At 66.4% G+C, this 12,431-nt stretch carries 16 protein-coding genes and 1 pseudogene; 11 read left to right on the top strand and 6 right to left on the bottom strand.

Going from position 1 to position 12,431, the window contains the following annotated elements; all coding sequences use genetic code 11:
- The first annotated feature begins 69 nt into the window (after positions 1-69).
- The 7 genes and pseudogenes from EIK80_RS07250 to htpX all read left to right on the top strand — a co-directional run bounded on the left by EIK80_RS07250 (position 70) and on the right by htpX (position 5,126).
- The gene (locus tag EIK80_RS07250; RefSeq protein ID WP_125156288.1) at positions 70-1,179 is read left to right on the top strand and encodes an S-(hydroxymethyl)glutathione dehydrogenase/class III alcohol dehydrogenase; all 1,110 of its coding nucleotides are present in this window, start codon (positions 70-72) and stop codon (positions 1,177-1,179) included.
- A gap of 131 nt (positions 1,180-1,310) precedes the next feature.
- Positions 1,311-2,144 (top strand): S-formylglutathione hydrolase, encoded by an 834-nt coding sequence (gene fghA / locus EIK80_RS07255; protein WP_125156289.1) that lies wholly within the window; start codon positions 1,311-1,313, stop codon positions 2,142-2,144.
- 51 nt (positions 2,145-2,195) lie between these two features.
- Positions 2,196-2,499 (top strand): annotated as a pseudogene (locus tag EIK80_RS07260) (type II toxin-antitoxin system RelE/ParE family toxin).
- A 20-nt stretch (positions 2,500-2,519) separates the two neighbouring features.
- Positions 2,520-2,810: a hypothetical protein gene (locus EIK80_RS07265; RefSeq protein WP_125156290.1), complete on the top strand. Its 291-nt coding sequence runs from the start codon at positions 2,520-2,522 to the stop codon at positions 2,808-2,810.
- Between the two features lie 148 nt (positions 2,811-2,958).
- Positions 2,959-3,576: a 30S ribosomal protein S4 gene (gene rpsD / locus EIK80_RS07270; protein ID WP_125156291.1), complete on the top strand. Its 618-nt coding sequence runs from the start codon at positions 2,959-2,961 to the stop codon at positions 3,574-3,576.
- A 274-nt stretch (positions 3,577-3,850) separates the two neighbouring features.
- Positions 3,851-4,168, top strand: a complete 318-nt coding sequence (locus EIK80_RS07275; RefSeq protein WP_125156292.1) for a zf-TFIIB domain-containing protein — start codon at positions 3,851-3,853, stop codon at positions 4,166-4,168.
- Positions 4,169-4,184: 16 nt separating this feature from the next.
- Positions 4,185-5,126 carry a zinc metalloprotease HtpX gene (htpX, locus tag EIK80_RS07280; RefSeq protein WP_125156293.1) on the top strand — a complete coding sequence of 314 codons (942 nt, stop codon included), beginning with the start codon at positions 4,185-4,187 and terminating at the stop codon, positions 5,124-5,126.
- Position 5,127: 1 nt separating this feature from the next.
- On the opposite strand, the gene EIK80_RS07285 is transcribed toward htpX, so the two are convergent.
- Positions 5,128-6,270: a serine hydrolase gene (locus EIK80_RS07285; RefSeq protein WP_125156294.1), complete on the bottom strand. Its 1,143-nt coding sequence runs from the start codon at positions 6,268-6,270 to the stop codon at positions 5,128-5,130.
- Positions 6,271-6,429: 159 nt separating this feature from the next.
- Between EIK80_RS07285 and EIK80_RS07290 the strand changes: the two genes are divergently transcribed.
- Together EIK80_RS07290 and EIK80_RS07295 are read left to right on the top strand one after the other, a co-directional pair.
- Positions 6,430-6,768, top strand: a complete 339-nt coding sequence (locus EIK80_RS07290; protein ID WP_233586470.1) for a hypothetical protein — start codon at positions 6,430-6,432, stop codon at positions 6,766-6,768.
- A gap of 11 nt (positions 6,769-6,779) precedes the next feature.
- Complete coding sequence (locus EIK80_RS07295) at positions 6,780-7,007, top strand: hypothetical protein (protein ID WP_125156296.1); 228 nt, start codon at positions 6,780-6,782, stop codon at positions 7,005-7,007.
- A gap of 3 nt (positions 7,008-7,010) precedes the next feature.
- Here the strand turns inward: EIK80_RS07295 and EIK80_RS07300 are convergent, their stop codons facing one another.
- The 4 genes from EIK80_RS07300 to EIK80_RS07315 all read right to left on the bottom strand — a co-directional run bounded on the left by EIK80_RS07300 (position 7,011) and on the right by EIK80_RS07315 (position 8,975).
- The gene (locus EIK80_RS07300; RefSeq protein ID WP_125156297.1) at positions 7,011-7,430 is read right to left on the bottom strand and encodes a thioesterase family protein; all 420 of its coding nucleotides are present in this window, start codon (positions 7,428-7,430) and stop codon (positions 7,011-7,013) included.
- Complete coding sequence (grxD, locus tag EIK80_RS07305) at positions 7,427-7,768, bottom strand: Grx4 family monothiol glutaredoxin (RefSeq protein ID WP_125156298.1); 342 nt, start codon at positions 7,766-7,768, stop codon at positions 7,427-7,429. Before grxD ends, EIK80_RS07300 begins: the two co-directional genes overlap by 4 nt.
- A 70-nt stretch (positions 7,769-7,838) precedes the next feature.
- Positions 7,839-8,729 (bottom strand): hypothetical protein, encoded by an 891-nt coding sequence (locus tag EIK80_RS07310; protein WP_125156299.1) that lies wholly within the window; start codon positions 8,727-8,729, stop codon positions 7,839-7,841.
- Positions 8,730-8,738: 9 nt separating this feature from the next.
- On the bottom strand, positions 8,739-8,975 hold the full coding sequence (locus EIK80_RS07315) for a BolA/IbaG family iron-sulfur metabolism protein (RefSeq protein ID WP_125156300.1): 237 nt from the start codon (positions 8,973-8,975) through the stop codon (positions 8,739-8,741).
- 145 nt (positions 8,976-9,120) lie between these two features.
- Between EIK80_RS07315 and EIK80_RS07320 the strand changes: the two genes are divergently transcribed.
- Positions 9,121-10,041 (top strand): M20/M25/M40 family metallo-hydrolase, encoded by a 921-nt coding sequence (locus EIK80_RS07320; protein ID WP_125156301.1) that lies wholly within the window; start codon positions 9,121-9,123, stop codon positions 10,039-10,041.
- Between the two features lie 118 nt (positions 10,042-10,159).
- Positions 10,160-11,977 carry an ATP-binding protein gene (locus EIK80_RS07325; protein ID WP_233586505.1) on the top strand — a complete coding sequence of 606 codons (1,818 nt, stop codon included), beginning with the start codon at positions 10,160-10,162 and terminating at the stop codon, positions 11,975-11,977.
- 72 nt (positions 11,978-12,049) lie between these two features.
- On the opposite strand, the gene EIK80_RS07330 is transcribed toward EIK80_RS07325, so the two are convergent.
- Positions 12,050-12,415, bottom strand: a complete 366-nt coding sequence (locus tag EIK80_RS07330) for a hypothetical protein (protein WP_125156302.1) — start codon at positions 12,413-12,415, stop codon at positions 12,050-12,052.
- Positions 12,416-12,431: the final 16 nt, after the last annotated feature.

Raw genomic sequence — 12,431 nt, forward strand, 5'->3', positions numbered from 1 at the left:
GCGGATCGGGATTATCGACGCGGGCCGCGCGGCGTACCAAGATCACGCAAATCTCGAGGGAGCCTGTCCATGAAAACCCGCGCCGCCGTCGCCTTCGAAGCCAAGAAGCCGCTGGAGATCGTCGAGGTCGACCTGGAGGGGCCGAAGTTTGGCGAGGTGATGGTCGAGATCAAGGCGACCGGCGTCTGCCACACCGACGCCTACACCCTGGACGGCCTGGACAGCGAGGGCATCTTCCCCTCGATCCTGGGCCACGAGGGCGCGGGCGTGGTGGTCGAGGTCGGGCCCGGCGTCACCTCGGTGGCGGTCGGCGATCACGTGATCCCGCTCTACACGCCCGAATGCCGCCAGTGCAAAAGCTGCCTTTCCGGCAAGACCAATCTCTGCACGGCGATCCGCGCCACTCAGGGCAAGGGCCTGATGCCCGATGGCACCAGCCGCTTCTCGTACAAGGGCCAGGCCATCGCCCACTATATGGGCTGCTCGACCTTCTCGAACTATACGGTGCTGCCCGAGATCGCGGTGGCCAAGATTCGCCGCGATGCGCCGTTCAAGACCGCCTGCTACTGCGGCTGCGGGGTGACCACGGGCGTGGGCGCGGTGACCAACACCGCCAAGGTCGAGCCGGGCGCCAACGCCATCGTCTTCGGCCTGGGCGGCATCGGCCTGAACGTCATCCAGGGCCTGAAGCTGGTCGGCGCCAACATGATCGTCGGCGTCGATCTCAATCCGGAGCGCGAAGCGTGGGGCCGCAAGTTCGGCATGACCCACTTCGTCAATCCCAAGACCGTCGACGGGGATCTCGTCGCGCACCTGGTGGCCCTGACCGACGGCGGCGCGGACTACACCTTCGACGCCACCGGCAACACCACGGTCATGCGCCAGGCGCTGGAGGCCTGCCATCGCGGCTGGGGCGAGAGCATCATCATCGGCGTGGCCGAGGCGGGCAAGGAGATCTCCACCCGTCCCTTCCAGTTGGTCACCGGCCGGGTGTGGCGCGGCACGGCCTTCGGCGGCGCGCGCGGCCGCACCGACACGCCTAAGATCGTCGACTGGTACATGGACGGCAAGATCCAGATCGACCCGATGATCACCCACGTCCTGCCGCTGGAAGACATCAACAAGGCCTTCGACCTTATGCACGCCGGCGAGAGCATCCGCACCGTGGTGACGTTCTAGTTAGAGGCGATACTCCCCCCACCTGACCGCTTCGCGGTCGTCCGCCCCCAAAGGCGGGCGGAAGGTGAACCTTCTTCCCCCTCCGGGGGGAGGAGCGCGAAGCGCGGAGGGGGCGAGTGGCAGGAGTGATCATGACCGTCGAAACCCTCTCCACCCACCGCGTCCACGGCGGAACGCTACGCTACTGCAAGCACGCCTCCACCAGCACCGGCACGCCGATGAAGTTCACGGTGTGGGTTCCTGACGGCGAGGGGCCGTTTCCCTATCTCGTCTGGCTGTCGGGTCTGACCTGCACCGAGGACAATTTCACGGTGAAGTCCGGCGTCTACGAACACGCCGCCAGGCACGGCGTGGCGATCGTCGCGCCCGATACCTCGCCGCGTGGCGACGGCGTGGCCGACGACCCGGCCTATGACCTTGGACAGGGGGCGGGCTTCTATGTCGACGCCACCCAGGCGCCGTGGGCGCCGCACTTCATGATGCACTCGTACATCACCGGCGACCTGCTGGCGGCCGTCGACGGCGCCTTCCCGCTGGACACGGCCCGCCGGGGGATCTTCGGTCATTCGATGGGCGGCCACGGCGCCCTGACCATCGCCTTGAAGCATTCCGAGCTCTTCAAGTCGGTCAGCGCCTTCTCGCCGATCGTCTCGCCGTTGAACTGCCCGTGGGGCGACAAGGCCCTGACTGCCTATCTCGGCCCCGACCGCGCCCTGTGGCGGGGGCACGACGCCTGCGCCCTGATCGAGGACGGGGCGGGGAGCGCGTTCGACGAGATCCTGATCGACCAGGGCCTGGCCGATAGCTTCCTGGAAAGCCAGTTGAAGCCGGAGCTGATCGAAGCCGCCGCCGCCAAGGCCGGTCGCAAGGTCACGGTGCGCCGGCAAGAGGGCTACGACCACAGCTACTTCTTTATTACCACCTTCATTGGCGATCACGTGGCGTTTCACGCGGAAAGATTGTGAATATCTTGCCGTGACCGTTGAGCGGGCAGAGGTGTCGGCTTGGCTGGACACCTGGGAGACACCCGAAGAGAAGCCCGTTCCGGCCAAGTCGCGCAAGTAAGCCTGGACGTGGCGGGCGCTGGCCGATCTGGCGGCCATTCGCGAATATATCGGACAGCTCAGTCCGCTGGCGACTCAGCGGACGGCAGGCGCGCCTGCGAGCGGCGGCGGAGAGCCTGGCGGAGCGCCCTGAACGAGGCCGTCTGGCGACGGCGACCTTGCGGGAACTGGTTGCTATCCCTCCTTATGTCATTCGCTATCACGCCGGGGACGATGTCGTGACATCGTTCGTATTCGGCATGCCGCGCGACTTTGACCCTGATCGGAGCTCGATCCGTGAGCCAGGATGACTCCCAGGACGACGACCTCATCAATCCACTGACCCCTTGGCGGTCCATGGCGTTCATCTTCGTCTGCGGATGGGGCGCGGTTCTGCTGGACCTGTTGGGCGCGCGGGACGTGCTGGGGCGCTACGGCCGCGGCTTCAATCCATTGTTCCTTACGCTACCTTTCGCGGCGGTCGCCGGCTATTGGGTCTTCTGGACGGCCTGGAAAGCGGCCCAGCGGCGGCATCGGCGGCAGGCGCGCGAGCGGCGGGCCATGCTGGGGCTGGACCGCCAACATTGACTCCCCGGCCTCTCTCCCTCATAAGCCACCCCTTCACGCTGCCGGCTCGCCGGACGGCGCGATGACCTTATGACGGATTGACCCGAAGCCGCCGTTGCAATCGCACCTCCTCAGGGGGAGCCGGCCCGGATCGTTAGAAAGAACGACTATGTCGAAGCGCCATAGCGCCAAGTACAAGATCGACCGCCGCATGGGTGAAAACCTGTGGGGCCGTCCGAAGTCCCCGGTCAACCAACGCTCGTACGGTCCCGGCCAGCACGGCCAGCGCCGCAAGAGCAAGGTTTCTGACTTCGGTCTGCAGCTGCGCGCCAAGCAAAAGCTGAAGGGCTACTACGGTAACCTGACCGAGAAGCAATTCTCGCGCACCTACGAGGAAGCCGCCCGCCGCAAGGGCAACACCTCGGAGAACCTGATCGCTCTGCTCGAATCGCGCCTGGACGCCATCGTCTATCGCGCCAAGTTCGTGCCGACCGTGTTCGCCGCCCGCCAGTTCGTGAACCACGGCCACGTGACCGTGAACGGCAAGCGCGTGAACATCCCGTCGTACCGCTGCAAGCCGGGCGACGTGATCGCGGTCCGCGAAAAGTCGCGCAACATGGCCCTGGTCCTGGAAGCTGTCGCCTCGAACGAGCGCGACTTCGCCGAGTACGTCTCGGTCGACGCCAAGGGCCTGTCGGCCACCTTCGTCCGCGCTCCGGAACTCTCGGAAGTTCCGTATCCGGTGAAGATGGAACCGAACCTGGTCGTCGAATTCTACGCTTCGTAAGCGTCGGATCCGAAAGATACGGAAAAGGCCCCGGAGCGATCCGGGGCCTTTTTTGTTGCGTCCTTAAGGGCTTCGCGCCTCTTGAAAGGCCCCGGGCGCTATCCCAGCTTTAGAAGGCGGGACCGGGCCCCTCTGGCGAGTGATGCAAGCACTCGTGATGTCGGACCGCATCGGGTGTTCTCGATGTCTGGGTCCGGCCGCCACCGCCCCTCCCCCAAAGGCGCCGCCTGTCATCGAGGACACCCGTTCCATCCCTTGGACCGGAGGTTTCTGTATGCCCCTTCTGATGTGCCCCAACTGCGACGGCGCCATGCAGGCCGTGCAGCGCGCCAGCGTCGAGTTCGACATGTGCCCGCGTTGCCGCGGCGTCTGGCTGGACCGGGGCGAGCTTGAAAAGCTGATGTCCCTGGAGCGCGAGGAGACGCAAGCTATCTATAATGAGCCTCGTCCCTATACGCGCCCCGATCACCACCACGATCACCACAAGCACGACCATGGGCGCTACCGCGACGATGACGACGATCGCTATCGCCGCCCGGGCCAGCACGGCCACAAGAAGAAGCGCTTCGACCTGTTCGACATCTTCGACTGACGACACCGATAAACCAATGAACCACTTCAAGACCTATCTGCTACTGGCGGGCCTTACCGCGCTGTTCATGGCCGCGGGCTATCTGATCGGCGGTCCCACGGGAATGCTGATCGCCCTGGCCTTCGCCGTGGCGCTGAACGCCTTCTCGTACTGGAACGCCGACAAGATCGTGCTGCGGACCTATGGCGCGCAGGTGGTGGATGAGAGCCATCCGGAGCCGCTGATCCGCAACTACGTGATCGACGTGGTGGAGATGGCCGCCAAGGCCGGTCTCCCTCGTCCGCGCGTGACGGTGATCCAGAGCGATCAGCCCAACGCCTTCGCCACCGGCCGCGATCCGGCTCACGCCGCCGTCGCCGCGACGACGGGTCTGCTGTCTCTGCTGACCCGCGACGAGATCCGCGGCGTGATGGCCCACGAACTGGCCCACGTGAAGAACCGCGACACCCTGACCATGACCGTGACGGCGACCATCGCCGGCGCGATCTCGGCCCTGGCCAATTTCGCGTTCTTCTTCGGCGGCTCGCGGGACGAGGAGCGGCCGGGCGGCGTGATCGGTGCGATCGCCATCGCCATCCTGGCTCCGATCGCCGCCATGCTGGTGCAGATGGCCATCAGCCGGGCCCGCGAATACGAGGCCGACCGCATCGGCGCGTCGATTGGCGGCGACCCGGCGGCCCTGGCCCGCGCACTGGAGAAGATCGAGGCCTATGCCCGCGGCGGCTATGTAAACTACGAGGCCGAGCGCAATCCGGCGACGGCCCACATGTTCATCATCAACCCGCTGAACGGGAAGGGCGCCGACAACCTGTTCTCGACCCACCCGGCGACCCGCAACCGCGTCGAGGCCTTGATGCGGCTGGGCGTCGGTCAGGGGGCGGCGCGTCGTTCGGTCGTCCCGGTGTCCGAACCGGCGATCCGGCCGAACACCGGGCGCAACCCGGGACCGTGGGGCTGATCTAGCGCGCCACCGGCAGGACGCGGGTATATTCCCACCCCCACGGCGTGCCCGTCTCGCCGAGGGCCGCCTTCACCAGGGGCGGGAATATCCGTTGTCCGACCTCGTTGTTCGTCAGGATCACGACGCAGCGCTGGTTCTTCTCGACACAGACCAAGATGTTGTCCGTAATCTCGTTGTGGCCGCCCTTCATGAAGGCGCGGCCCTGGGGGCCCTGGTGCGTCACCACGCCGATTGCCGCCGCCAGCCCGATCTTGGCGTTGTCGGGATTTTCCTCCAGGGCGAACGGTGGAAATTCGTGGGCGCTGACGATCGGCAGGCTGGGCTTTAGCCATTCGGCCCGCGCTTTCGGCGAGAGCCCCCAGCCCGAGGCCATGGCCGCCGCCAGCTTGCCCAGGTCCGAGATTGTGGTGTCCAGCGAGCCGGCCGCCTTGACGCTGGAGCGGTCGTCGTGGGGCTCCCACTTGCCGTCCTCGTGCTGGCCGTCAGCTAGGTTGCCGGCGAAGTCGTCGCGCCAGACCATGCTGGAGCGGGTCATGCCCAGCGGCTGAAACAGCCGGCGGTTCATCTCTTCGCCAACCTTCAGCCCCAGACCCTGCTCGATGACGAACTGCATCAGGTTGATGCCTTCGCCGGAATAGGCGTAGCGAGTTCCCGGCGTCAGCTTGATGTCCAGCTTCTCGTCCGGGTTCAGCCAACGGAAGTTCGGAAAGCCCGCCGAATGGGTCATTAGCATGCGCGGCGTGATCGCCTGCCAGCGCGGGTCGCCCGCCAAGTCCGCATAGGTCTTGTACTCGGGTAGGGGTCTGGGCAGGTACGTCGAGATCGGCTTGTCGAGATCCAGCTTTCCCTCATCGACCAGCATCATGACATAGTAGGCGAAGGCCGCCTTGGTGACCGAGGCCGCGTACATGATGGTGTCGGTCGTCAGCGGATCGCCCTTTTCGTTGCGCACGCCCCGGGCGACCACATGGCGGACCTTGCCGCCGTCGATCACGGCCACGGCGACGCCGGGTATCTTGCCGGCGACCATCAGCCGATCGATCTCGGCGTCAAATTTCCGGTAGTCCTGAGCGGCATGCGCCGCGGGCGCCGCAAAAGCGCTGGCCAGCGACGCGGCCAGGAAGGCTGAACGAAAACGCACGATACGCTCCCTGGAGCGCGAGATGCGCTCCGACTGTCTGAAGACCGAAGCCCCGCGGGCTTCGGGGCTGGTCAGGTCGCCAGCGCTGGGCGATCTTCACCTCAAGTCGGGCGGTTCGTACAGAGGTCGATGAGCGTCGTTCTTTCGCGTAGAGGTTTTGTGCTCGCCGGAACAGCCCTGACGCTGGCCGGTTGCGCGACGACGCCCGCGCTGCTGGCCGCCGCGCCGGGCGAGATCTTTCCGGAGTTGGAGCCGCTGCTGGCGGCGAAGACCGGTCCGCGCGTCCTGACGATCCGCGTCGCCTCGAAGGGGTGCACGGCCAAGGCCGATTTCGTGTTCCGCGTCGATCGCAAGGCCGGCCACGCCGTAGTGGCCTTCGCGCGGCGGCGGCTGGAGACCTGCAGGGGGCCGACGGGCGCGGCGGAGCTTCGGTTCAGCTATGACGAACTGGGCCTGACCCACGCCGACCGCATCGTCATCGCTAATCCGGTTCCCTGAGGAGGGCGCGCGTGTTCGAGTTTATCCGCAAGGGGTTTGGCAATCTCGCCGAGGACATCGCCCGCCAGTCGCGCGAGTGGAAGATCCGGTGCACCAAGTGTGGCCACCAGAAATCGCTCACCTCGGTGGGCGGCATCAGATACGGCGCGGCCGGGACCAAATACACGTTGGGTACGTGCTCGAAGTGCAACGGCTTCCGGATCCTGAAAATCTATCGTTCCGCCACGCCACAGGCCTGAGACTCACCCCTTCGGCGTGAAGCGTTCGATCATCCAGGGCAGGACGCGCGCGGGGCGCTTGGCGGCGATGTCGATCAGCACCCAGTCAGTGCGGCTCTGGGCGCACATCTCGCCGTCCGGGCCGTCGATGCGAACGTAGCGCTCGAACCGCGGGCCCTTCAGTTCGCCGACCCAGGTATAGCCCGTGGCGATCTCGCCCGGCAGCAGCTCGCGGCGATAGTCGATCTCGTGGCGGCGCGCGATCCAGCTCCAGGGCGCGCGCTGTTCTTCGCTGGTCCAGGCTTCCCAATGGGCGATGGCCAGGTCCTGAGCCCAGGCCAGATAGACCACGTTGTTGACGTGGCCGTTGGCGTCAATGTCAGACGCCTTGGGCTCGAAGGTCAGACAATAGGCGTCCGCAGGCGGGACGAAGACCCGACTCACGCGGCGATGAGGCCCTGCGCGGTCAGGAAGGTCTTCAACTCGCCCGACTGGAACATCTCGCGGATGATGTCGCTGCCGCCGACGAACTCGCCCTTTACATAGAGCTGCGGGATGGTCGGCCAGTCGGTGAAGGTCTTGATCCCCTGGCGCAGGTCGTCGTCCTGCAGGACATCGACGCCGATGAACTCGACACCCAGGTGATCGAGGATCTGGACCACGACCGACGAGAAGCCGCAGCGCGGCTGGTCCGGCACGCCCTTCATGAACACCACGACCGGATTTTCGGCCACGGTCTTGGCGATGAAGTCGAGGGCGGGGGAGGAGGCGACGTCGGTCATCGGGATTGTCCTGGAACGCAAGGCTTTCAGCTAGGCGCCGCCAGGCTCCGGGTCAAGTGCGCCTTGTTTATCAAGTACGATTGGCCGCCTTCTCGCGTTCCTGCGCCGAGAAGCGAGCCATCTCGATCTGGGCGCAGACGCCGTTGGGCAAGTCGCGCTCGACCACGGCCGCCAGACGCTCGACGTCGGCGCGAGTATCAGCGGTGATGCGCACGGTCGACAGCGACGGCTCGGTCAGGGCGTAGCCCAGGCAGATGTCCTCGCCGCTCCAGCCCTGCGTCGCGTGCAGGAACTCATAGCCGCCGATGTCCGCCAGAGGATCGGATCGGCGCCGCCACAGGGACGGTTTCGGAGCGGACATCTCGCCGCCCTCGCGAAGGGCCTGGGGCCAGAAGTCCTCGCCGATCACCGCGAAGTCGTGCGTCGAGGCGTGGCGGATGCGGTGGCGCTCGGCCCAGCCGGACGACAGGTTGAACGGCGAGGAGATGGTCGTGACCATCCCGTTCTTCAGCAGATGCGGATCGATGTCGCCGCGACTGGCTATGCCCAGGCCATGGATCGCGTGGCTGTCGTACAGCGAGCGCAGGCCGGCCTCGAAGGCGGGCGGCAGGGCCGGGGTCAGCGGGTCGTTGATCAGCACGAGATCGAGATAGTCGAGCGAAAGATCGTCGAACGCCGACTTCAGCAGACCGTCGACGGCCTGATGGTCCAGGGCCGCGGCGTCGCCGCGCACCCGCCAGGTCAGGAACAGCAGCCGCCGCTCGACACTGGCGAAGGCCTCGGCCGCGCCCTTCAGCAACTCCGGCGAGTCGCCTTCGACCTGGAAGCTGTTGATGCCGTTTTCCAGCGCCGTGAAGATCAGGGCGCGCCATTCGCTGGCCCGCAGGCGCGAGCTGTCGGCCAGGCGCAGCGTGAGCGCCGAGACCGCCATGCCCGAGGCGCCAAAGGGCCGGTAGCGCACGCGCTTCTCCTATTCCGCTGGCGCTGCGGTTTCGAGGGCCAGGGCGTGCAGCGTCCCGCCCAGCACGTCGGCCAGGGCCTTGTTGACCAGCTGATGCTGGCGCACGCGCGGCAGCCCCTTGAAGGCCGGCGAGACGATGCGGGCCTTCCAGTGGTCGTTGTCGCCGGCCAAGTCGGTCAGCACGATCTCGGAATCGGGGAAGGCCGTAGTGAGGCGGGCCTCAAGCTCGGCGCGGGACATGGGCACTGGGAAGGCTCCGGTCTCTGAAGGGCTTATGTGGCCGGGATTCCTTAACAACGAGCCTACGCTGACAGCGTTGGTCACGGCGGTCCACGGCGATATGGGCGAGATTTAATTGAATTCGCCACTTCGCGCACGGCATGTAGGCGACATGATCCGTTTTTCCGCGCTGATCGCCGCCGCGATCCTCTCCGCCGCCGCGCCGGCCCTGGCCGCTCCTGGCGACAGGGCCATCGAAGATATCCGCATCCTGTCGGCCGACGACATGCAGGGCCGCGCGCCCGGCACGCCGGGTTCGGAAAAAGCGCGGAGCTACATCCTGTCGCGCTTCGCGCGGATCGGCCTCTCGCCGATCGGCGACACGTTCGAGCAACCCTTCGAGTTCGCCAAGCGCGACGGGACCAAGCTGCGGGGCGTCAACCTGGTGGCCCGCATCAAGGGAACCAGGCCAGGCAAGGCGATGGTCGTCTCGGCCCACTACGATCATCTGGGTGTCCGCAATGGCGAAATCTACAATGGCGCCGATGACAACGCCTCGGGCGTGGCGGGTCTGCTGGCCGTGGCCGAGGCGTTCAAGGCCAAGCGGCCCAAACACGACGTGATCTTCGCGGTGGTCGACGCCGAGGAGAGCGGCCTGCGCGGCGCCAAGGCCTTCGCCGCCGCCCCGCCGGTTCCACTGGAAAACATCGCGCTCGATGTCAATTTCGACATGCTGAGCAAGAACGCCAAGAACGAGCTTTATGTCTCGGGCGCTTCGCCGTTCCCGGTCCTGAAGCCGATCCTGGTCAAGGTCGCCGCCACCGCGAAGGTGACGCTGAAGCTGGGTCACGACACCGACGCCGACGGCAAGGAAAACAACTGGACCACTCAGTCCGACCACTACGCCTTCGGCGAGAAGGGCGTACCGTGGGTCTATTTCGGGGTCGAGGACCATCCCGAATATCATAGGCCCACGGATGATTTCGCGACCGTGCCTCAGGACTTCTTCAAGCGTTCAGTGGCGACCGTCGTCCAGGCCAGCCTGGCGCTCGAAAAGGACCTCGACGACGTGGCCAAGGCTTCTGGGCGCTAAACCTCGGGTTTGATTTGGATTTCCGCGCGACGAATTGTCGCCGCGGCTGGCTAAGCCACGCAATCTCTCCTTATTCTGGAGAAGTCCAACGTGAATCAGTCAGCAGCGGGAGCGCGCGATCAACCTGGGCGTCTTGAAAGATCGGATCTTTGGAACCGCGCCTACGGTGGCTCTCATCGTGTGCGCGGTCATGGCGACGGACTATCTGGTCAACATCGTCCTGTTGAACACGCCGAACGCCTACACGCCGGTCTCGACCCTGCTGATAGCGCTGGTGGTGGCCGCGCCGCTCTCCTACTGGCTGACCAGCCAGCGCCAGAGGTTGGAACGGTTGCGCGACGACCTCTCCGCCAGTCTCGACGCCAAGCAGGAGGCGATCGAGGAGGCCGACCGTCGCCGGGGCGAGGCTGAGGAGGCCGAACGCCTCTATCGCCTGCTGAGCGACAACCTGACCGACCATGTGGCCCTGTGGTCGCCGAAGGGCGAGCGCGTCTATAGCTCGCCCAGCATCCAGCGGATCACCGGCTACACGCTGGACGAGTTCATGGCCTTGCCGCCCCAGGCCATGGTCAGCGAGGCCGACTTCGCGCGAGTCCAGAAGCTGATCCGCGGCCTGACGCCCGGCGGCCCGCCCGCCACCGCCGACTACGAGTGCACGCGCAAGGACGGAACATTGATCTGGCTGGAGAGCGCCTATTCTCTGCTAGGCGACGGCTCGGGGATCCTGCTGGTCACCTCGCGCGATATCACCGAGCGCAAGCAGCTGGAGTTGGATATCGCCAAGGCGCTGGAGCTGGCCGAGACGGCGTCGGCGGCCAAGTCCGATTTCCTGGCCAACATGACCCACGAGCTGCGCACGCCGCTGACCGCCATCATCGGTTTCGCCGAGGTGCTGCGCCGCTCGCGCGGTTTGAGCCAGACCGCCGCGCGTCAGGTCGGCCACATCCTCGACGCCAGCAATACCCTGCTGAGCGTCGTCAACGACGTGCTGGACTTCTCGCGTCTGGAGGCCGGCGGGCTGGAGCTGGACCCGGCGCCGTTCGATCCCGCCGCCATGGCCTCGTCCTGCGCGGCGCTTGTCGAGGAGAGGGCGGTCGCCAAGGGCCTGGTCATCAAGGTCAAGGCCAGCAAGGGCCTCAGGCCCATGAACCTGGACGGGCCGCGCCTGTCGCAAGTGCTGCTGAATTTCCTGTCCAACGCCGTGAAGTTCACGGCCCACGGCTCGATCACGGTGGCGCTTAGCCAGAAGGTCGAGGGCGACGCGGCGCTGTTGCGTGGCGCGGTGACCGACACCGGCATCGGAATCGCGCCCGAGCACCTGGACAACATCTTCGACCGTTTCTCGCAGGCCGACGCGGCTGTCTCGCGCCGGTTCGGGGGCACGGGCCTGGGCCTGGCCATCTCGCGCCGCATCGTCGAGCGCATGGAGGGCCAGATCGGCGTCGACAGCGTCGAAGGGCGGGGTTCGACCTTCTGGTTCGAGGTGCGTGGGCCGCTGGCCGAACTGGCCGCGCCGGAGGAGGAGGCCGCGCCGCTGCTGGACGGCGAGGGCGGCGTGCGCCTGTTGCTGGTCGAGGACAACGCCGTCAACCGTGAACTGATCAAGACCATGCTGGAGCCGTTCGGCGTGGACGTGGAGACCGCCAATGACGGCGTCGCCGGCGTCGAGGCCATGCGCCAGGGCCACTTCGACCTGGTGTTGATGGACGTGCAGATGCCGGTCATGGACGGCCTGACCGCCACCCGCGAGATCCGGGCCATGGAGGGCGCGCGCGGCGCGGCCACCCCCATCGTGGCCATGACCGCCAACGTCCTGCCCGAACAGATCGCCAACTGCCTGGCGGCCGGCATGGACGATCACCTGGGCAAGCCGATCAATCCAACGAAGCTGCTGGAGACGGTGGCGCGGTGGTCGGGGCGGACGCACACGGCTTGACCAGACCTTTCAACCCGGCGCGGAAAAGCGCGGAGCCGGTGAGCCTTCCGGGATGCGGGGCAGCGGAGACGTTCAGTCGACGCAGATCGCCCCGGTCGACTTGCCGTTCACGACCTTGGCGTAGCAGCCGAACTGGCGATTGGTCTTCTGGCACTGGCCGGTGACGTCGCTCGCGGGTTCCAGGTTGCCCTCGAGGATGCATGCGCCCTCGCACTGGCTCTTGTCGGTGCAGGCCTTGCCAGCGTCGGCATAGGGCACGACGCAGGTCGGGATCTGGGCCTTGCCGGCCGGCTGGATCGCACCGCCCCTGGCCGAGCACTGGGCGGCCAGGGTCTGGGCGGACGGAGCGGCCGGTTCGGCGGCCTGTTGAGCGCTGGGGGCCGCGCAGGCGCTCAGCGTCAGGGCGGCGATGGCGGCGGTCAGGGCGAGAATACGCATGGTTCTGGAGCCTTCG

The sequence above is a fragment of the Caulobacter sp. 602-1 genome (assembly GCF_003931565.1).
GTDB lineage: Bacteria > Pseudomonadota > Alphaproteobacteria > Caulobacterales > Caulobacteraceae > Caulobacter.